The sequence below is a fragment of the Moritella sp. genome (assembly GCF_013215705.1).
Lineage (GTDB): Bacteria > Pseudomonadota > Gammaproteobacteria > Enterobacterales > Moritellaceae > Moritella.
Genome location: NZ_JABSQR010000013.1, coordinates 75,201 through 94,820 on the forward strand (window position 1 = coordinate 75,201; position 19,620 = coordinate 94,820).

Consider the following 19,620-nt stretch of genomic DNA (forward strand, 5'->3'; position numbering starts at 1 on the left):
GGCGTCTCAAGGAATTCAAAATCCTCTTCCGAAAGGAGTGGCGGTTCAAGTCGGCCCTCGGGCACCATATTTAAGTAATAGAGCCTCAACGAAAGTTGGGGCTTTGTTGTATCCAGTACTATCAAAAACTTACCCTGTCCATATCCTTTTTATCTCGAACCGTTAATACCATCGTTATAATCGGGCTCAGCGATTATCAGTGGTGTTCTGCTGGGTAAATGTAGTTAATTAGTTAAGATAATAAACAATACTAGGTACTAGGTTTTCATCAAGTTTACTTGTTGGGCTATCCACCCTTTGTTATCCACCCTTTGTTATTCCTTAATTTCCCCCATAGTTTTCTTGATCCTTGTAATGTTAGTCCGGTGATTGTTGCATATGCTGCAACTCCACATTCATTACAATATTCCTGCTTAATATGTATTGTTTCGCTTAACATATATTGCTCCTGTAATATATTCAGATATATATTCAGATTAATCATATGCTTAATCTAAATTTAGGAAAGGATATGATCAAAAAATTTAAATTCACCAATGCTAACCTAAAATCCCTTCCCGCGAACCCAGCAAATTCATCATCAACATAACTCGAAGTATCCGATACAGAAATCATCGGCTTGAAGTGCCTATCCGGTAAAACAGGTAATAAACGCTTTCTATTACGCTATAAATTCAACGCACGTAAATGCAGTATCAGCATAGGGCGCTTCCCTGATATCGACATTAACCAAGCTCGTAAGGTAGCTAAAAAGTATAAAGGGTTAATCACTGATGGTATTGACCCTAAAGCCGAGCGTGACAATCAAGTTGATCACCCAACCGTCAAATCATTCTTCTACGATACGTACTTACCACTAGCTAACCGTCAGCCATGTAATGAAGCTGCATCTTGGTTTAAGTGAGACTAAATACAAAGGTGAGTATTACGCACCAGCAACTTGTAATCGCATATTAGCGATATTAATTACGAAAAGCGTACTTCACAAGGATATATCTAGTACGTTATGTTATGCCAAATTAAGCGAGGATAAATAAAGGGAAACAGCATCAATGATATCGATAACGTATTGCGCACATTTGTGTTAATCGAATATCAACTAAGTGTCATGCTTTGTGGAATCGACGGCCAATAGATATCTCAAGCAATCAAAATCTGCTTGAGATATCTAGAGTATAGTATTGAAACTATGGTGCTTTTACTACACTCTGCTGTATTAGTTGAACTTGCTGATCTTTTAGATACTGAGGGTGATATGGGCCCATTGGTACTGAGTAAATAAAACGACTATTTGCTTGTTTAGCATATTGTGTATAGTCAGCTGTAGCAGTATTGATCGCGGTAACAATTGCACTTGCAATCAATCCTGCGAGACCCCCTCCGCTATTTCCACCGGATAAGTCTACAACGATTGTCCCGGTATATTTCCATAACACTTCTGATGTTTTCGTTGATTTAATTTCAGCATCAATAGAGACAGTTAGTGTTGAGGTAATAACTGTATATGACGTATCCCATTTTTGGATCTTAGTAAACAAAACCGCATCAGCGCCAAAATATTCTTGGAACTTACCCAGCGGCATATCATAAACTAATTCAGTATCATAAATACCTTGTTGCTTTAAGATCTCAGTTGTTAATTGATATGGAAAAACATAGAAACCGTGTAAAGCCATCGGCATTTCTACAGTTGTAGCATAGTAATCTTTTGCATCTGCAGCTGTGCTAAGGTTAATTGGCGGCATAATCAATAATGATTTTGGTTTTTCCGTGTACATGCCAGGAAATTCGTCCGCTTTTGTTACATATGTTGGTGTAACACAACCACTTAAATAAGTTGTAGACATAAGCGCTACGAACATAAATTTTAATAATCGACTTGGCATTTTTACTATCCTTGTACTTCTACTTTTTTGATTAAATTATCCATGAATTTTCCAGACTCAGGGTATGTTGCTTTTTCTTCTTGAAAAAAGAAAACTGCTTTTTCAGAATTATTTGCTTGTAAGTAAATATATCCAAGATTAGCGAATACACCTGGTGGAACTCTTAATTTATCTGATTTAGAATCTGCGATGATGTTTTCAAGTGTGCTTTTCCATTCCATTGATGTGTCAGCATTCGTTTCTTTTTTCATTGCATAAAAACTTTCAGAATAATCACCGTAGTTATACATTGAACTTTTTGTTGCACAGCCAGTGGCTAACATCGTGAATAAAACAATCACAGGTACTTTAAACTTCATTTATTTATCTCCCTTTTATTATTATTTTGGGACATGAAATTCTTTTTCATGTCCATCTCCGAGTAATACATTTCGATTAACTAACACTTTTCCTTCACGTTTAATGACAACTAGGTGTTTGCCTGGCATTACTTGATACTGATTTTTAAAACCTGTTTTATTAATGGTGAACGGCGTTAAATCATCAATGTAGACCTGTGCTCCTTGTGCTTCACCAGTGAAATACAGATATGCGATAGGCTCAGATGTAGATGTTCCTGAATTGTATCCGCATGCCGTAATGACTGTGATAAATAACAATACAATTATATTCTTCATTACTTAGCCCTTTTTAATTTCTTGAATGTAAAGATTTGAGTAATCTTTAGCTTTAATATATGTATCAAGATTGCCTTTCACTAAGCTACATATTGAAACTTCTGATTCGGCGGTATCACCAAATGAACTGATGACTTTAATAACACCGAGCTGTTTACCTGGTAGCGTGATATACATACCGGTCTGTGGGTTTTTGACTTTTTTACCCTGTTTCATAATCGCAAATTCAGTACCTGGGGTAATATTCTGTGATTTACCACCTGATATAATAAGATTATTGTCTTCACTTGCTAAAACGTAAGAACGCCAAGGTTTATCCAACATGTTTTCAATAACGTTTGAAGCTAAATCAGTAATCGCAACATTTAAAACTTTGTCATTTAAAGACCCGTCATAACCAGCTTTGTTACCGACGCCGAATACAGTACCAGCTTCAGAATAAGCAATCCCTTTACCACTCTCTGAATATATAATTTGGCCTGTTGTAACATCAATCAAACGGATTTGAACAGTTGCATTAGCTTCCTGCTTTTTCACTCGCGAAAAAATACCTACATCACTTACTTCTTTACGTCCAAATTCAGTAATTGAACCGACAATAATGAAATCAGCAGCATTTTTAAGTGCAGAGCTACCGCTCATCGTTAGTTCTTTTTGTATCTGCGCAAGGTCAGCACGCTCTAACATGATAAATTTATCAGTTTCGAATAACTTTGCTGACAGAATATCCATAGCTTGTTTGCCAAGGCGATTATTATTCTCATCAATAAAGAAACCTTGGCCATATGTGGTTTCATTTGTGAAACGGCCAATGGCAACTTTCCTCTTAAGTGATTTTGAATCTTGAACTTTTTTACTGAGTGTTTTACTCACTGACTGAGGTTGTATATCTGTTTGCACAACTAATTTTTTGTCAACAGTGGCACAACCTGAAAATAAAACTGTAACCAGAACAATTGGCAATATTCTTTTCATATCATCTCCGTAATGATTTTCATTTAACAATAGGTTGAATCATAGCATTGTAATTTAACGTAAAGAAGTTTTAATACCCATTTAGGGGCTGTGAGTGCTGCTGTAGGGGGATACGGTGTTGTTATTGAAGATAGATATTGTGAAATATGTCATTCCTGTGTTCTTCGTAATTGGTTATCTCGAAAATAAAACTGACAATATAGCTCTTCGATAACAGTTATATGTATGTTATAGAATTGTGATAAATACCTCTTTATTAATATTTAATTGTTTCTTTAACTATAGGTGCATATACAATAATGGGTGTCTTTATGGTTTTACGATATATTTTATGAGGTTCGGATGTTTGTTTTACAATCAAAATATAGTGTTATGTTTCAAGAAAATGGAGATCTGCAGGATCAAGTTGATGATTTAAAATTGCAAAATAGAAATTTGGAATTAAAAAACCAAGCACTATCTGAGCAGTTGGATAAAGCATTGAATAATCCTGATATCGAATTTAAACATATGCTTCTGAAATGTACTATTGAGTGTATCAACCATGTCGAAGGGGTTAGAGAAACCGTATTGTCTTCATATCAAGCAATTGAGTTAGAGAATCAATCGAGTGACGATATTAAAGAGTTACTTGATGTTTCAAGTCATTCTTTGAAGCATATTGTTTCTGAAATGCAAGACTTAACCCATAAAATGAGGGGGATGACGGATAATATTTCTGGACTGTCAAAAATGGCCGCGAGTATAAGTACTTTCGTTTCGACAATCTCAAAGATTTCGGACCAAACTAATTTACTTGCACTGAATGCTGCCATAGAAGCTGCGCGCGCTGGCGATGCTGGCAGAGGATTTAGTGTTGTCGCGGATGAAGTTAGAGCATTAGCCAATAATACCAATTCATCTGCAAACGAGGTGGCTGAATTGGTGAATGGCATTATTGAATCGACGTCTGAGACAGTCGGTTCAGTAAATGATATCCAACATAGTAATAGCCAATTATCAGGTGGTGTCGAGAAATTAAATGATGATTATACTTCGATTGTGAGCCACTGCACTTCAATGAACCAAACAATTAACCATGCCTCATTACGCACTTTTATTCAAACTGTGAAATTAGATCATATTGTTTGGAAGGGGGAGGTTTATGCCGTTGCATCGGGTGTTAGTAATAAGTCAATTGATGACTTTACAGATCATACTATGTGCCGATTAGGTAAATGGTATCAAAGTGTGGGAGCTGAAATTTATGGCAATACATCAGCGTTTAGAAAGCTAGATGAACCACATCGAGAAGTACATAAAAACGGAGTTGCCGCTTTATTTTTAATATCTAACGGTGATAAAAAACGGGCAATTGAACATTTACTCGCTATGGAAGACGCGAGCAAAATGGTGATGAAATATCTTGATGATCTATAATGTATTTGGTCTCATTTTATCTAACCTTATGTCCGGTACTTTACGGTCCTAGTCCTGTCCTTTGGAGTGAGTACGGATAATTGTGCCAATTTAAAATCCCTTTCTTTTTCGTTGGCGCTCAAGTTCATTACGTTCAGATCGGTTTAAGTTTTTTTGTTTGGTTCTGGTCTAGTTTATTCAATTAAATTTTTTAACCAAATATGGCGTTGTGAATTGCGATTACGGGTATGCCAGATTTTTACTATTTCAAAAGGAGGCACTTCAAAAGGTGCTGGGGTTTGCGCGAATTCTTTGAATAATGATTCAGACAGTTTTGAAGGCATTGTCGCTATAATATCAGTGCCTTTAATTAAAGAGGCTAGGGCGCTAAAATTTGGTGCACTAGCAACAATTTTTCGCTTGGCGCCAAAACGCTGCAAGTCCACATCAATATCTGTTCTCAGCGAGTTATTAAATGACATTATGGCATGCGGTAATTGACAGTATTGCGCTAATGTTTTTGGGGCACTCTGATACTCTGGATCGTAAAAACACACTTCTCTATCACTGAATAATGTTGTTTGTACTAGATCGAGTTCACACATGCAACACTCACGCACCAACACATAACACTCAATACGCGTTATCAATCACCACCTCGAATCTGAGCAATCGTGTAATCAAATTCAACAATTCTCGCCGCTGTACCTTGGTTAGATTTAAGCACTACCTTGGCCTTGAATGCTTCAACAAATAAATCAAATGTACTCATTTTTCAGTTTCCTTATGCACAGAATAGCCCCTGAATAAAAAGTGAGGATCATTAAAATTTTAACTAATTTATTGTTGAATAGGTTTGAATTAAAAAGGTGATTTTAGAAGATGTTAAGTGCGGTAAATGAGAGAGGCTCCGCAATTGGTTTGATCGTAAGTCATTGTTTTAAAGTTGTTAAAGTGTAATTCTAAAAGGTTTATATGGGTAAGAGATAATCAGCGGCATCGAGCAGTGCAATTAAGAAGCCTAATTCAGGCACATTACCCCTCTTAATCCAACCATTACCCCCATTGATAAATGTCGTTATGACGCTTCTATCGTGATTGGCGATAACATAAAAGTTAACACACCCGGACTTAAAAAAGTTTATCCCGGGTGTGAGATTTGTTGTTATTGAGTTTTAAAACTACCAGTTAGTGAGATATCACTAATCTGATCCCAAGCTTGCACCATTATGTAATAAGTGCCAGCTTTAACATCTGATATTCGACATGATTCACTACTCGTTAGTGATGTACTTTTACAATCGGAAGTAGTCAGTGAAGGAATACCTCCAAAACGTACATACAGATCTGCATCACCACTGCCACCTGTTGTGGTAAATTCTAATTCTGTTGCACCATTTGGTACTTTCATTGTGTAAAATAAGGCGGTATTTTTATTGCCCGATATACCTGTTTTGGCAATACCGTTTTCTAATACGTTATCACTCACTCCTGTTGTTGGACATTTACCAACACCAACTGCACACCATGCTGTTTCAACGGCCGTTTTTTCTGCAGGGCCATAAAGATCAAGTGCTGATTGTGCTGTTGCACTACGCGCGGCTGAAAAGTTAGAACTGGGATTCATGTATGTGGTTAGTGCTCGATAAAAGATTTGCTCTGACTTGAGTAATCCAATTGCTGGTACTTGCGCGATAGATTTATTTCGAGGGTGAGTACCACCATCACTTAATAATACAAATGCCAAGTTTGCAATACCCGAATTACCATGTACCCCACCCTGATCGTTTAAATCAGAAGGCTGACTTGTGTAAGGAATGCGGTCTGGCCACCAATCTCGTGAATAGCGATCTTTCGTTGGATTGTTCATGTAGCGTAACGCATCACCAGGATAATTTGGTGTGTAGCTTTCTTCACCCAGTAACCAATCACCCTGAGTTGTGTTTTGACTATAAGCATAGGCTGCGACGCCCAAGATATCTGACCATGCTTCGTTTAACGCCCCGGATGCATTGTTGTAAATTAGGCCAGCGGTATATTGCGTAACACCATGAGTTAACTCATGACCGATAACATCGAAGCTTAGAGTTAAATCTGCAAGTGTGCCGTTACCGTCACCATATAACATTTGGGTACCGTTCCAATAGGCATTACCAACATTATCACCATAGTGTACACTCGATATCATAGGTAAGTCTCTGTTATTAATACTTTTACGATTGAATCTCGCTTTGTAATAGTCATATACTTTGGCTGCACCATCATGTGCACGTTGTGCTGAGGCATCATTGCAGTTCTGATTATTGGTACATAAAAGTTGACCAGGAGCATCGTCGTCCAGTTGATTATTTAGATCGTGGGTCTTCCAGGTCTTTGCGGAATGAACAGTCGCATGGCGAGTAAGTAGTTCAAAGCTATTAATATCATAGAAAAGAATATCACGACCAAAGTCTTCATCACCATTATTCCAAGTAACTTCGACCTTCCAAGCTAGTCGGGCCTCTTCAAGTATAGGTAAATAAACATATACTTGTTCTGGTTCAGATGTTACATCTCCAAGTTTACCCGCTATGTTTCTGATGCTGTCTGCATCATCAGTCACATCGCGTTGTGCAATACTTGAGGAGAATGAAGGTGATGTGTTGGATTGTTTCGAGGCAATAATGCCAGAAATAGCATATACATCGCTACCAGAGCTACGCAGGAATCCATTTGAGACTTGATTGGTATGTAGGGTAATACTGGTACCATGGACAAGCAAATTATCAATGTATTGGGCAAGTTTAATATGGGTTTTGCCTAAATCATCAGTCCATTTTTGGGTGACTTTGAATGTCTCGTTATCATTTAGCTTAGCATGGTTGTATTTTGCTAATATTTGTTTAATTTCATCAGACGACATTTCATTACTGATTGTGCCTATTTCTCCAGTGGTAAAACTCGATGTTCCTTTTTCTGTTACCGATTTAATTTCTAAATCATCTGTTGCAAAAGAGCAAATCGAATAACCACTCATTACAGCTACAACTATATATTGAAGATATTTGGGTTTCATAATTATTCCTTTTATTAACATTAGTTGATTGATTTGTACATTTTTCTTCATGTAAATGAATATCATTTGCAATAAAATAAATAAATAGAGAATGTTTTTTGTGATGTGTTTGTGCGATCTACCTCTTAATTTTGGAGCGCTAAGTGTGACCGGTGTTTTATTTTTGTTGGGGGATTAGGATGTCTGCAGATCTTTATGCTGTATTTATGGTTTTTACGTTTCAAAAAATGGAAATTTGCAGGATTAAGTTGATTATTTAAAATTGCAAAATAGGAATTTAGAATTAAAAAACCAAGCACTATCTGAGCAGTTGGATAAAGCATTGAATAATCCTGATATCGAATTTAAACATATGCTTCTGAAATGAACTATTGAGTGTATCAACCATGTCGAAGGGATTAGAGAAACCGTATTGTCTTCATATCAAGCAATTGAGTTAGAGAATCAATCGAGTGACGGATAATATTTCTGGACTGTCAAAAATGGCGCGAGTATAAGTACTTTCGTTTCGGCAATCTCAAAGATTTCGGACCAAACTAATTTACTTGCACTGAATGCTGCCATAGAAGCTGCGCGATGCTGGCAGAGGATTTAGTGTTGTCGCGGATGAAGTTAGAGCATTAGCCAATAATACCAATTCATCTGCAAACGAGGTGGCTGAATTGGTGGCAATACATCAGCGTTTAGAAAGCTAGATGAACCACATCGAGAAATACATAAAAACGGAGTTGCCGCTTTAGTTTTAATATCTAACCTTATGTCCGGTACTTTACGGTTTTCTTTATTCAATTAAATTTTTTAACCAAATATGGCGTTGTGAATTGCGATTACGGGTATGCCAGATTTTTACTATTTCAAAAGGAGGCACTTCAAAAGGTGCTGGGGTTTGCGCGAATTCTTTGAATAATGATTCAGACAGTTTTGAAGGCATTGTCGCTATAATATCAGTGCCTTTAATTAAAGAGGCTAGGGCGCTAAAATTTGGTGCACTAGCAACAATTTTTCGCTTGGCGCCAAAACGCTGCAAGTCCACATCAATATCTGTTCTCAGCGAGTTATTAAATGACATTATGGCATGCGGTAATTGACAGTATTGCGCTAATGTTTTTGGGGCACTCTGATACTCTGGATCGTAAAAACACACTTCTCTATCACTGAATAATGTTGTTTGTACTAGATCGAGTTCACTGCTATCTAAGGTTGGAGATAGCACGAAATCGACCTCTCCTGAACGTAATACATTCGCCCACTGAGATTGCGTTCGTGCAGGGGCAATGTGCAGTGAACTCAACGGTGCTTGTACCCGAAGTTTTTTCAGTAGCGGTTTGATAATGGTTTCTATCTCATAATCGCTAGCCGCGATGGTAAAGGTAGAAGTATCTAGCATGGGATTATACTGCTCTGGGGTGGCGAAATCTTGCATTGCGACAATAATCTCACGAGCTTTATCTATCAGTACATCTGCTTTTGGTGTCGCGGTAATACTTCTACCAGACTGTACAAACAAATCATCTTGTACTATCTGGCGCAATTGATTAAGGCCGTGACTAACGGTTGATTGTGTCAATTCCAATTTCGCAGCCGCTTTCGTGACAGATTGGCAGTCATAAACGCTGATAAACATGCGCAGCAAGCGCACATCCAAGGACGTATAATCGATTTTTTTCATAGGTGGTATTTAACTCATGATATTTATTAATTCAATGTGACTAATCATAATCGTTTTAATCTCACAACAACAGATGGATATTTCACAATGATATTAAAACGGACTTTAGTTACAGCGATACTTAGTTTGGGGTTGTTGCTAGCGGCGCCGATCTTTGCTCAAATTAAGATGATAGACGAACAGACAGAACAGTCCGTTGAAATAGCGCAGGGATTTTACTTTGATGTCATTAAGTATCGAAACCTTAATAACTTCTCTCGATATGTAGGTGAAACATACTTGCAGCACGCTCCCGCCTATGGTGACGGCCCTGCACAGTTAATTTCAGCCGTGGCGCTAGAGTTGACGAATGATCCAGGTGTTAAGGTCGAAATTTTACGCACTATCGCAGAAGGTCCTTATGTTGCAATTCATTCAGCATGGACGGCAACCAGTGGCGATGTGTATGTCTATATCGATATTTGGCGTACAGAAAAAGGGAAGTTAGTCGAGCACTGGGATCATTATCAGCAGGTGCCTGCAGAATCAGCGAATAAAAATACGATGTATCAAGGCCCTGACGCTGATATATATTCGCGACAGAACAAAGAGCAAAACAGAGCGCGTTCACTGGCAATATTAGCGTCGTTTAATAACCCATCAAATGTTTCTGCTGTTGATAATTTCGTTGCCGAGCAGTACATCCAACATAACCCCTATGTTGCAGATGGTCCGCAGGCGCTTGTTGATTATTTGAAAAGCTTAGCCTCTGATGGTGTTCGTTTAAAAACGGAGATAGCTAAAACGATAGCAATGGGCGATATGGTTCTCGTCCATTCACGCCAAACTAATCTCGATATCAAAAATGATCTCGGCACTGGCTACATCGATATTTTTCGCTTTAATGACGAAGGCAAAATAGTAGAGCATTGGGATATAGAAGAAAAAGTTAGCGGTAAGTCTAATAACGACAATGATATCTTTGGTTACTCTCAAAAATAAACCTTTCTCGATCAGGTTTATATACACGACTATTTTAAATGCTAACTCAGGATTTCGAATGGTCGTGGTTATATGTCCGTGGGATAGAGATATTTTATTGTTGGTTCTACGTTGAAAACGAATAGAGCGGTCGAAATTGAGGGCATTACATATCTATTGCACCACTGGATATATCAAGCGAATCGCATCCTTTTATACGGGTAAACAAAAAACGATCCAAAGTGATGGTCGTGTGGCACAGTTTAATCGCCGTTTTGGTGGGTCAAAGAGTTAAAAGGAGCTTTGATATGAAGGTTTTAAGCTCCCTTAAAAGCGCTAAGCAGAGACACCCTGATTGCCAGATTGTGAAACGTCGTGGTCGTGTTTATGTTATTTGCAAAGCCAACCCGAGATTCAAAGCGGTTCAGGGAAGAACGAAAAAACGAGCTTAAGCTTTAACATCATTGTAGCGAGTAATCTAACCTGATCCAAAGATTTATAATTACTGAAAGGTGTCTCAAAGAATTCAGCATCCTCTTCCGAAAGGAGTGACGGTCAAGTCCGTCCTCGGGCACCATATTTAAATGACAAAGCCTTAACGTTAGTTGGGGCTTTGTTGTATCCGGTACTTTCGCGTGCAGGGTCTGCGCGCAAGCTATTTAAGAAAAAAGTTCACTCGATCCAACGCTGTCATGTACTTTGAAGATTGTTAGTTTTGCTGGAGGTTGTCTGTGGCAGTATTAGCATGGTGTTAGGTTAGGGGAAGGAGTGCTGAAAGGCCGCATAATGCGACCTTTCAGAACAGCGTACTACGGTGTTATGGTTTAATGTCGGTATTAAGTATTTATGTTGTAACTTATATGACCCTTACAATGTGAATTTTTGTGCTTCATCATTTAAAACGTTCGCCATGCGTGATAACTCATGGCTCGATTCTGCAATATGTCTGACCGCGAGCTCTGTTTCAGTAGTGCCTGTATTGATCGCTTCAATGTTTTTCGCTATCTCATCAATGGTCATGGTTTGTTGTTCGGTTGCGGTGGCAATCTGGACCACTATATCAAAGATACCATTGACCTCGGCCGCGACCTCACTATTGATCTGATTTGCTTGATTGGCAATTTCTTGCACTCTGGTGGTCTGTTCAACATTGGCTGTCATTGTTTCTACAGCGGCATTACTACTCTTAACAATGGCTTCGATAATAACGTCTATTTCTATTGTTGATTTTTGTGTCGATTGTGCAAGATTACGCACTTCATCGGCAACCACGGCAAACCCACGGCCTTGCTCTCCCGCTCGAGCCGCTTCAATAGCTGCATTTAACGCTAACAGATTAGTTTGATCGGCTATTTGCTTAATCACCCCCAACACATTAACAATCCTGTCTGAGTCTTGACGTAGTGTGGCCACCTGCTCGGCAGTGGTTTGCGTTGTTTCACCTAGGGCAACTAATGCACTATAGGTGCTCTCTATATGTGCAGCGCCTTGTTTCGATTTACGCTGAATCTCTTCGCAAATATTAGAGGCCGTGGCTGTGGTGGTGGCAATTTCTCTGATCGTCGCGCTCATTTCTGTTGTAGCGGCGACAACTTGCATTGTTTGTGACTGCTGCTCTGTCACCGCAGCGCTGGTTTCTTCGGTTACTGAGGCGAGTTCTGTGGCTGTCGTACCTTGTTGCACTGCCACATTCGACAATTCTAAAATCATTGAACGTAGATTGTTGATCATGGTATGTAAAGCGGTTTGCAGTGTGCCAACTTCATCATGCGCATGTACTGTGATATTAGCAGTAAGATCGCCTGCGGCCACTTTATCCGCAATCGAGGCGGCAGCAATGATAGGGTTCGCTATTTTTTGAGCAAAGAAAAATCCAATCAAGGCGACAATGACTGCAGAGCCCGCAATAAGCAATACAGAAAGTAATGTGCCTTGTTTAACCGAAGCGAGTGCTTCTGCATCGTCAATTTCACTGATAATAACCCAACGAAAATCGCCGATTGTAATACTGTCATAAGCAGATAGAACCAGATTGCCGTTGTAATCTTTAATCGTCGCAACACCTTTCTCGCCATTTAAGGCTCGATTAACCGCGTCGGTATCAACACCATTATTCGTGACGTTTCCAGTAAAGCTTGCCTTTATGGAGTGGTTGGTTGGATCCAGATATGAATCAGAACGCATCAATTTATCTTCACCAACCAGATAACTTTCGCCTGTTTCACCCATACCATCACGTAAACCCATTATCTTATTGGTACCTTCGCTGGAAATTTGCAGTGCTAATATTATGTCGCTGCCCTGGATGGGGATAGCGATAAATGCAGCGGGTTCGTCATTACTTGGCGCATAAGGTTGGTAATCAATGATGCCATAGCTGCCTGACTGTTTAACTTGTTGAATCAGCGAGCCTAAATTAGAACTGGCATATTGACCAGTTAAAATATTGGTCTGATAATCGGCCTCTTTTGCTTGGGTGTAATAAATTAGGCCCTGTGCATCAATCAAAAATAGGTCGTAGTAACCATACAGCTTGATGTAATCAGTGAAATAGGTATCGTAACTATGTTCATCTAAGTTCGGAACCGTATTGGCGAGTATCTGAATATCAGCGTGGCGTTCACTAAAAAAGGTTTCAATTTGAGCGCGTTTGATTTGGTTAATCGCTTGCAGGGATTGCGAAACTTGATACTCAATATTGGTTGAAAATTTCAACGTGCTAATCGTAGTAACAATCAATGCGGGTAACAGGCCCACAAATAAGAAAGCTAACGTTAATTTGGTTTTTAAGCTCCAATAGCGAACATTAAAGATCGAGCGATTCTCTAGGTTTAACATTAATGAATTCCTTTAATAACAGTCCCAATCGGTGCCGAGCCTCAAATTATTCGCAATATACTTTCAGTGTAACTGACGTGTTTATAGTGTATTTTCTGTGTATTACAACGCATTGAGAAGGCATTATTGGTTTATATGGTGTTTTTCACCCGAACTTTAATGTATTTTAAAATATTTTAAAATACACATCTTTAGGTACAACCAAAGGGAAAGGCACGTACAGGGGGGCTTGGGATTGGGTATTCACGATATAACTAAACGTATCTAACTCATCTTCAAGAACATATTAATAATCCCACTGCCATCATGACCAAGAAATTTAAATTAAAATTAATCAATGGTAATTTAAAATACTTTCCCGTTAACCCAGTAAATTTATCATCAACGAATTAGAAGCATCCGATACAGAAATCATCGGTTTAAAATGTCTATCAGGTAAGACGGGTAATAAATGTTTATTATTACGTTCTCATTGAGTACTCACGAGGCCTAACCATGTCTCTGCGCCAAGTCTTGATTAATAAGTCATGAAGGTAATCGACCGCTTTTGAGCCCTGATATTTTTTGCTCCGATACACGGCTGTGGTTTTATAAAATTGGACACCTAAATAAGGTGAATTAACTTTATTACTTCAGTATTCCATCTCAAGTTCGCACTCGGGCACCATCTTTAAATGACAAAGCCTCAGCTTACACTGGGGCTTTGTTGTATCTGGCACTATCTTATTTCTTATTTAAAATAAGTTAAGCTACCTTTCGTTACATTTATCTATTCTTTATCAAAATCTTGATGGCTGAATGATTTATGTATATAAGGCGAGGACATAGCAAGTAAGACCGCGCCATAGTCTAAGTTGAACTGTATTTTTTGGCCGACGAGCAAGGCTTCTCCAGATGTTTCAATAACCAGGTGATCACTGGTTGATGACACAATTGTGATGCCTGCTGGCGGTTTGAGTCCGGCAACATGCACATCTAGGCGACCTAATGCGAGCAGCGCTTGTGACACATTCCCTCTATTTGGGAGTGCTGGTTTTTCTCCAAACGCATTTCTTCCTCGCTCCCCCCAAGGTAACGACGGTTTTACTTTCGACTCAATAACTTCAGCTGTGAGCGTGATGGCATCGGTAAATAAGCCTTCGATTGGCTCTTGATATAATGGCTCGCAACCGAGGAAAATGGCTTCACCTATTCGTAGGTTATTAATGCGGCTGCTTGCCTCATGATTAAGTGCCCAATTAATCGAGGCGGAATTACCGCCTGAGATAATGTCTAACTGAATAGAAAATGCTTGTTCGACTTCATCTGCAAGTGCAGAAAGTTGCGACATTTTGTCATTATCAGGTGATATACCATAGCGGCAGGCCAAATTTGTCCCGATGCCTTTTATTACAATGTTTGGCAAATGAATGATGTTACCGATAAATGCCAATAAATTGTCAGGCATCACACCTTCCCGCAGATCCCCCAGTTCAACCATGATAATAATGCCATGGATAATATTTGTTTGGCTAGCAACGAGGGACAGTTGTTCAATCACCGCTATTTCACTGTTAAGGCTGATATTACAATTATTAACAACGCTTGCAGCCTGACTTAACATGGGAGTGCGGATCAGCATCGTCGGTAATGAAATGCCTGCTTGCCTGATCTTTTCGATATTCTCGACACGGGAATCCGCAATCATATTGGCCCCTGCGCTAATCAAAGTATGAGCAATGATCGGATGGCCTAAACATACTTTAGTGACGGGGGTTACTGATATGCCTTTATGATTTAATCGGTTTATCAACGTTTTAGTATTATGGTAAATTTTAGTGCAGTTGATGTCTACCCTGGGGTAGTTCAAGACGTTAACATCATTTTTCGTTCTAGGTGAGGATAAGCAGAAGAAACGATTTGTACAAGGTGGTCTGTTGGTTGGGATAGCGCGTCGGTAACCGGTATCCTTAATTGAGTTGCGAAGTCATCAATTGCACTCCGTATTTCCTGCGAAGACATATCTTCATGATTAAGGGTTAAGCCAATTACGCGGGTATCCGCAAATGTTTCAATCAGGTTTATTTCTGAAGCGACTGTAGGCATCAGTGCTTTAGGGAAATCAGCACGGTATTCACGTTTAGGCGCATGTTGCAGAATGACGCTTGTTGGGCAGCTGCCGCGAAGTATAAAAGAACTGGTCGAAAATGCGGGGTGACTTAATGAGCCTTGGCCTTCAATAATGATCAGGTCAGGATTTTCTTGTTCGTATGCTTTGACTATGATTGCTTCTAGTTCACCGGCACAAAATTGCGAAGGTACCGCATCTAACGCAACCCCATAAGGTGCGCCTTGAATAATGCCCGTTTGCCCTGTGGCAATCATGACCACGTTAAGCCCTTTGTCTTGTAGTGCTTTAACTAATATTGTGGCTGTTGTCCGTTTGCCGATGGCACAATCGGTACCCAGGACCGCAATACGTGGACATTTTACATTGTGTATTTCACCGCTAAATGTCTGTAATTCTTCTTTATTTTTAGGTTTTCGGATATCTAAAATAGTGACGTTGTGTTTTATACTAGCGGCTAAAAAAGTAGGATCTTCACTTAAGAATTCATGTAATCCATTGACTATATTCATCTTTAATGACATGGCATCTAAAATGATTGTTTTTTCGGTATCGGATAACAACCCACTTGATGGTGCGATCCCAAAAATGAAATAGTCAGGAACTGTGCCTGCATGTGTGAGTGCTGCTTCCATGTCGGTCAAAATGGGGATGCCATTTTTTTCTTCATTTAGCACTTCACCTGAATTCAAACCGGCTGTTTTGCTATCAATCACAGAGAGAATACGATAATTGTGTGAATATCTAACAAGACCATTGGCTGTTTTGCCATCAATTTTACCAAATTGACCTTCGCAATAAATAATCGCAGTCGGTATTACGGCATCGTTCTTTTCTGGATTTTTGGTGTTATTAAAAGGAAAGATATTCGTTAAATTCTGGGTTGAATCAGACATAATATTACCTAGTGCTTTAAGGCTTAGGAGGGCGACTGAAAAGTGCCGAGATATAACGTCGGAAAATATAATAAGTCCCTACTAAGCGGTAGAGGGGGGAGTACAAGGTAACATAGTTAACATAGTTATGTATATATTTTAACATTTCGTGGTTTGTATTTAACATTTAACATTTATAATTTGACTTTTATTTGTTGCTATGGCGGGTTAAATTCAACTTTTTGGTATTCAAAAGTATTTAATGTCAGTTGTAATATTCAAATACTCTTAAAGATCGGACATAGAAACAGTGTCATAAAAAATGAACTCATTAATGCAATGGAGTTTGTTATTCGAGAGGTACTAACATGCTGGTACTAGATAATCGAACACTGCTTGTCATAACTGTCCTCATCTCGATTGGCTCAGCTGTGGCGTTGCTCTCTCTATGGCGAGTGCAATAACGGCGTGGTTTCTGGGGGGGATTTATCATCGGCGGGATTGTGACCACCTTAATTCTACTGATAGCTCTGGCGCTATTGACTACGTAAACCCAGCTTTAACTGAAAAACGGGGTACCTTCCTGAGGACGTTATTGGGACCCCCCCCTCATATTTTGCATGCGGGTGACATGCCTGCTGAGGACTACGATTTTCTTTGGTAATTGCTTGCCGCTGGTAATACATGGCGGGGTGAGTTCCATAGCCGTAAAAATAATGGTGAATTATTTTGGAGCATTGCGTCGATAGCACCAGTCAAGCAACGCATCCATCATTTAGCCTACCATGATGCAGGTGATCTACTTCTAAAGAAAACGGGAGAACGCTTGTGTGCCTGTGTTCGAGACGTTGATACCGTCGCGCGTATCGGTGGTGACGAATTCTTAATATTACAGCTAGTATTGGTATTGCATTATATCCAAATGATGCTGAAGTAGTCAGAAGTTGATCAAGGGGGTTGACCTAGCGATGAACGAAATAAAGCGCCGAGGGAAGAATGATTACGCGTTCGCAAACGCTATTACTCTGCCCTATTTGACTGGTATGCGATAACACTTAGCTCGATTTTCTATTATGACAGTATGAATTTATCGGGCGTAAATGCAGTATCACCATAGGACGATTTCCAATGGTTATTTGTTTTATATTTTTCGATACGCGCACAACTGTTTAAGAGTGATCCGCAACCCATCGTATTTTTAGCAACATTTATTACGGTAGCGCTTGAGCGTTAGGTCTATATTGCCTACAATAGCGCACTTTTATTCACTACAGGTCACGAACATGAACGACATTAAATCGAAACCAGCTTTACCAGATCGCCTTGCGGGTAATCCACGTAGCCCACATCATGTAGAAGAAGTTTTCCAGCATGACATTGGTATTATGCTTAACGGCAAAGAGCGTTTCGATGTCGAGGAATATTGCATCAGTGAAGGTTGGGTAAAAGTACCGTCACACAAAGCATTGGACCGTCGCGGACAACCACTTATGATGACGATAAAAGGGACGGTTGAACCGTTTTATCGTTAAGACGTATCAATGAAAATAGATAGCTTAGTCAACGGTGATCCCCTTACTGAGTTGGCGTCATAGTTAAGTCGTGTTGCAATACCACTTAATTATTTGAATCTAAGTTATCGCCAAAAGGGCCTGGAGAGATTTAGGCCCTTTGTATTATTAATATCCCAGAAAACATGCCTAGTATGCCCATTTACCAATAAAGATGCCTTGCTTAACGTACGTTGATTATACGCCAGATATCCTCTCTATATTATGTCTTTTTATTCATATCACTATTAATTGGATTTCTTTATTTGTTTTAGACATGTTGCTATTAGCAAGGAAACGACTGAGTTTGAATGTGGCTTTATTAATTCATGATACAGGTCATAGCCTTACAAATGTATCCTTAGGCCACGGGTATAATGGCAAAGCCGAACCTGCTAACTTTATCTCCACATTTGACATTTTAGTCTTGTTAGCTTGTAGTGTGTTCGGTAGTATCGGTATTTTTATAGCATTTTATATTGGATGAACAAGATGAAGAAAACCCTGTGTGCGGCGATTATACTATCGGCTGCTGGATTATCAGGTTGTGCGTCGACTGAAGCAACGCAAGATAATGTTCATAATACCAATGATATTGAAGCCATGGATGAAGCCGCGCTGGCAATACAAAAGATCAAAGCCTTAGCTGAACATGTTGAACAACAATATGACGCGGGCAAAGATGACAACTACGTCTATTTTGCACCTGACAGTTGGAAAAGAATTAATTCTGCGGTGAGAACAATGCGGACGCTGGTGGCGAATTTTGATCCCAACGATCAAGGATTTTTTGGTGGCCCATCAGAAAGTAAGGTCATGGATAAAATTGAAGACGCGCAGGAAGCGTTAGATAACGCCGTGCGTATCAAAACATTAGTGTCTGAGTTTTTAACGCAACAACTCGCCGATATTGCCTATTTATCTCCCCAAGTACATGGTCAATGGCAGAATGAATTAGACGATATTAACGAAACTATCGCCGACTTAATTGCTGATATTGAAGATGATGATTCAACCGACGGTTATGAAAAGCGTAGCGCGAGAGTACAAGACCGCTTATTGCAACTTGAAATTATAATGGTTAAAAGTACTTCTTATACGCCACTTGTCAAGAAAATGAAAAAGCTGGATCGAGATCTGATCCCACAAACATATGCACAGATCCAACAACGTATTACGCAGTTAAATGATGCGATTGTGCTGGCGCCGCGAAATCAGCATATTATCGATACCATTATCGTTAAGGTTGAAGATGATTTACGTCGTGCTGTTAACGTGACAACAGAAGTTAAATGGATCAATCGTATTGATCGTTCGGAAAGTGAAAAAATAGCGTTACGTTATCGTGATGCTATCGCGACCGTGGCATTTGATGTATTTGCAGAAGACATTTCGAGCTTAACTTATATCGAACAAATCGCGTATTTTGATCATGCCCTGCGTAATAAATTGGACCAACAACAAGCGCTCAATGAGGAACAAGCACTGCTGCTCATTCCGCTAACCGAAAAGGTGAGAGACGTATTGATTGAGACTGAAAATTTAGCCGTGACTCAGACTATTAATAACGATATTAATAACGATATTAATACGATCGTTGCCGACTAATGACCCTACTGATTGAGTCGCT

Annotated in this window: 18 protein-coding genes and 2 pseudogenes; 9 read left to right on the forward strand and 11 right to left on the reverse strand. The window is 39.3% G+C overall.

Going from position 1 to position 19,620, the window contains the following annotated elements:
* The first annotated feature begins 610 nt into the window (after positions 1–610).
* Complete coding sequence (locus HRT96_RS10435; protein WP_366051828.1) at positions 611–904, forward strand: Arm DNA-binding domain-containing protein; 294 nt, start codon at positions 611–613, stop codon at positions 902–904.
* Positions 905–1,187: 283 nt separating this feature from the next.
* On the opposite strand, the gene HRT96_RS10440 is transcribed toward HRT96_RS10435, so the two are convergent.
* From HRT96_RS10440 to HRT96_RS10455, 4 genes are read right to left on the reverse strand one after another with little or no spacing between them, the layout of a single operon-like run.
* Complete coding sequence (locus HRT96_RS10440; RefSeq protein ID WP_293155993.1) at positions 1,188–1,886, reverse strand: GNA1162 family protein; 699 nt, start codon at positions 1,884–1,886, stop codon at positions 1,188–1,190.
* 5 nt (positions 1,887–1,891) lie between these two features.
* Positions 1,892–2,245, reverse strand: a complete 354-nt coding sequence (locus tag HRT96_RS10445) for a DUF4810 domain-containing protein (RefSeq protein ID WP_293155996.1) — start codon at positions 2,243–2,245, stop codon at positions 1,892–1,894.
* A 21-nt stretch (positions 2,246–2,266) separates the two neighbouring features.
* Entirely contained in the window at positions 2,267–2,563 is a 297-nt protein-coding gene (locus HRT96_RS10450) for a hypothetical protein (RefSeq protein ID WP_293155999.1), read from the reverse strand.
* Positions 2,564–2,566: 3 nt separating this feature from the next.
* Positions 2,567–3,538, reverse strand: coding sequence for a CsgG/HfaB family protein (locus HRT96_RS10455; RefSeq protein ID WP_293156002.1), 972 nt, complete (start codon positions 3,536–3,538; stop codon positions 2,567–2,569).
* 342 nt (positions 3,539–3,880) lie between these two features.
* On the opposite strand from HRT96_RS10455, the gene HRT96_RS10460 reads away from it, so the two are divergent.
* Positions 3,881–4,957, forward strand: a complete 1,077-nt coding sequence (locus HRT96_RS10460) for a methyl-accepting chemotaxis protein (protein WP_293156005.1) — start codon at positions 3,881–3,883, stop codon at positions 4,955–4,957.
* Between the two features lie 173 nt (positions 4,958–5,130).
* Here HRT96_RS10460 and HRT96_RS10465 read toward each other — a convergent pair whose 3' ends face one another.
* The 3 genes from HRT96_RS10465 to HRT96_RS10475 form a co-directional block, all read right to left on the reverse strand.
* Positions 5,131–5,586: a LysR substrate-binding domain-containing protein gene (locus HRT96_RS10465; RefSeq protein ID WP_293156008.1), complete on the reverse strand. Its 456-nt coding sequence runs from the start codon at positions 5,584–5,586 to the stop codon at positions 5,131–5,133.
* Positions 5,583–5,708, reverse strand: a complete 126-nt coding sequence (locus HRT96_RS10470; protein WP_293156011.1) for a hypothetical protein — start codon at positions 5,706–5,708, stop codon at positions 5,583–5,585. Before HRT96_RS10470 ends, HRT96_RS10465 begins: the two co-directional genes overlap by 4 nt.
* A 393-nt stretch (positions 5,709–6,101) precedes the next feature.
* Entirely contained in the window at positions 6,102–7,991 is a 1,890-nt protein-coding gene (locus HRT96_RS10475) for a M4 family metallopeptidase (RefSeq protein WP_293156014.1), read from the reverse strand.
* Between the two features lie 523 nt (positions 7,992–8,514).
* Between HRT96_RS10475 and HRT96_RS21955 the strand changes: the two are divergent.
* Positions 8,515–8,686: pseudogene (locus HRT96_RS21955) on the forward strand (methyl-accepting chemotaxis protein).
* Positions 8,687–8,772: 86 nt separating this feature from the next.
* On the opposite strand, the gene HRT96_RS10485 reads toward HRT96_RS21955, so the two are convergent.
* A complete protein-coding gene (locus tag HRT96_RS10485; protein ID WP_293156017.1) occupies positions 8,773–9,660 on the reverse strand; it encodes a LysR family transcriptional regulator in 888 nt (295 codons plus the stop codon).
* A gap of 87 nt (positions 9,661–9,747) precedes the next feature.
* Here HRT96_RS10485 and HRT96_RS10490 point away from each other — a divergent pair, with 87 nt between their 5' ends.
* The 3 genes and pseudogenes from HRT96_RS10490 to ykgO all read left to right on the forward strand — a co-directional run bounded on the left by HRT96_RS10490 (position 9,748) and on the right by ykgO (position 11,072).
* On the forward strand, positions 9,748–10,641 hold the full coding sequence (locus tag HRT96_RS10490) for a nuclear transport factor 2 family protein (protein ID WP_293156021.1): 894 nt from the start codon (positions 9,748–9,750) through the stop codon (positions 10,639–10,641).
* Positions 10,642–10,731: 90 nt separating this feature from the next.
* Positions 10,732–10,915: pseudogene (gene rpmE, locus HRT96_RS10495) on the forward strand (50S ribosomal protein L31); the annotation flags it as partial.
* Positions 10,916–10,928: 13 nt separating this feature from the next.
* A complete protein-coding gene (gene ykgO, locus HRT96_RS10500; protein ID WP_293156024.1) occupies positions 10,929–11,072 on the forward strand; it encodes a type B 50S ribosomal protein L36 in 144 nt (47 codons plus the stop codon).
* Positions 11,073–11,487: 415 nt separating this feature from the next.
* On the opposite strand, the gene HRT96_RS10505 is transcribed toward ykgO, so the two are convergent.
* The 3 genes from HRT96_RS10505 to HRT96_RS10515 all read right to left on the reverse strand — a co-directional run bounded on the left by HRT96_RS10505 (position 11,488) and on the right by HRT96_RS10515 (position 16,461).
* Complete coding sequence (locus HRT96_RS10505) at positions 11,488–13,458, reverse strand: methyl-accepting chemotaxis protein (protein WP_293156027.1); 1,971 nt, start codon at positions 13,456–13,458, stop codon at positions 11,488–11,490.
* A gap of 769 nt (positions 13,459–14,227) precedes the next feature.
* On the reverse strand, positions 14,228–15,307 hold the full coding sequence (locus HRT96_RS10510; RefSeq protein ID WP_293156030.1) for an alanine/ornithine racemase family PLP-dependent enzyme: 1,080 nt from the start codon (positions 15,305–15,307) through the stop codon (positions 14,228–14,230).
* Complete coding sequence (locus HRT96_RS10515) at positions 15,304–16,461, reverse strand: DUF1611 domain-containing protein (protein ID WP_293156033.1); 1,158 nt, start codon at positions 16,459–16,461, stop codon at positions 15,304–15,306. The genes HRT96_RS10510 and HRT96_RS10515 overlap by 4 nt, the downstream gene beginning before the upstream one ends.
* Positions 16,462–17,104: 643 nt before the next feature.
* On the opposite strand from HRT96_RS10515, the gene HRT96_RS10520 reads away from it, so the two are divergent.
* The 3 genes from HRT96_RS10520 to HRT96_RS10530 all read left to right on the forward strand — a co-directional run bounded on the left by HRT96_RS10520 (position 17,105) and on the right by HRT96_RS10530 (position 19,598).
* Positions 17,105–17,377, forward strand: a complete 273-nt coding sequence (locus tag HRT96_RS10520; RefSeq protein ID WP_293156036.1) for a diguanylate cyclase — start codon at positions 17,105–17,107, stop codon at positions 17,375–17,377.
* Positions 17,378–17,723: 346 nt separating this feature from the next.
* The gene (locus HRT96_RS10525; RefSeq protein ID WP_293156039.1) at positions 17,724–17,972 is read left to right on the forward strand and encodes a DUF3297 family protein; all 249 of its coding nucleotides are present in this window, start codon (positions 17,724–17,726) and stop codon (positions 17,970–17,972) included.
* 510 nt (positions 17,973–18,482) lie between these two features.
* The gene (locus HRT96_RS10530; protein ID WP_293156042.1) at positions 18,483–19,598 is read left to right on the forward strand and encodes a hypothetical protein; all 1,116 of its coding nucleotides are present in this window, start codon (positions 18,483–18,485) and stop codon (positions 19,596–19,598) included.
* Positions 19,599–19,620: the final 22 nt, after the last annotated feature.

Bases quoted from the DNA above. Each gene is read 5' to 3' on its own strand.
- HRT96_RS10440 (WP_293155993.1), bottom strand. From the start codon at position 1,886: ATGCCAAGTCGATTATTAAAATTTATGTTCGTAGCGCTTATGTCTACA.
- HRT96_RS10445 (WP_293155996.1), bottom strand. From the start codon at position 2,245: ATGAAGTTTAAAGTACCTGTGATTGTTTTATTCACGATGTTAGCCACT.
- HRT96_RS10450 (WP_293155999.1), bottom strand. From the start codon at position 2,563: ATGAAGAATATAATTGTATTGTTATTTATCACAGTCATTACGGCATGC.
- HRT96_RS10455 (WP_293156002.1), bottom strand. From the start codon at position 3,538: ATGAAAAGAATATTGCCAATTGTTCTGGTTACAGTTTTATTTTCAGGT.
- HRT96_RS10460 (WP_293156005.1), top strand. From the start codon at position 3,881: ATGTTTGTTTTACAATCAAAATATAGTGTTATGTTTCAAGAAAATGGA.
- HRT96_RS10470 (WP_293156011.1), bottom strand. From the start codon at position 5,708: ATGAGTACATTTGATTTATTTGTTGAAGCATTCAAGGCCAAGGTAGTG.
- HRT96_RS10475 (WP_293156014.1), bottom strand. From the start codon at position 7,991: ATGAAACCCAAATATCTTCAATATATAGTTGTAGCTGTAATGAGTGGT.
- HRT96_RS10485 (WP_293156017.1), bottom strand. From the start codon at position 9,660: ATGAAAAAAATCGATTATACGTCCTTGGATGTGCGCTTGCTGCGCATG.
- HRT96_RS10490 (WP_293156021.1), top strand. From the start codon at position 9,748: ATGATATTAAAACGGACTTTAGTTACAGCGATACTTAGTTTGGGGTTG.
- ykgO (WP_293156024.1), top strand. From the start codon at position 10,929: ATGAAGGTTTTAAGCTCCCTTAAAAGCGCTAAGCAGAGACACCCTGAT.
- HRT96_RS10505 (WP_293156027.1), bottom strand. From the start codon at position 13,458: ATGTTAAACCTAGAGAATCGCTCGATCTTTAATGTTCGCTATTGGAGC.
- HRT96_RS10515 (WP_293156033.1), bottom strand. From the start codon at position 16,461: ATGTCTGATTCAACCCAGAATTTAACGAATATCTTTCCTTTTAATAAC.
- HRT96_RS10525 (WP_293156039.1), top strand. From the start codon at position 17,724: ATGAACGACATTAAATCGAAACCAGCTTTACCAGATCGCCTTGCGGGT.
- HRT96_RS10530 (WP_293156042.1), top strand. From the start codon at position 18,483: ATGAAGAAAACCCTGTGTGCGGCGATTATACTATCGGCTGCTGGATTA.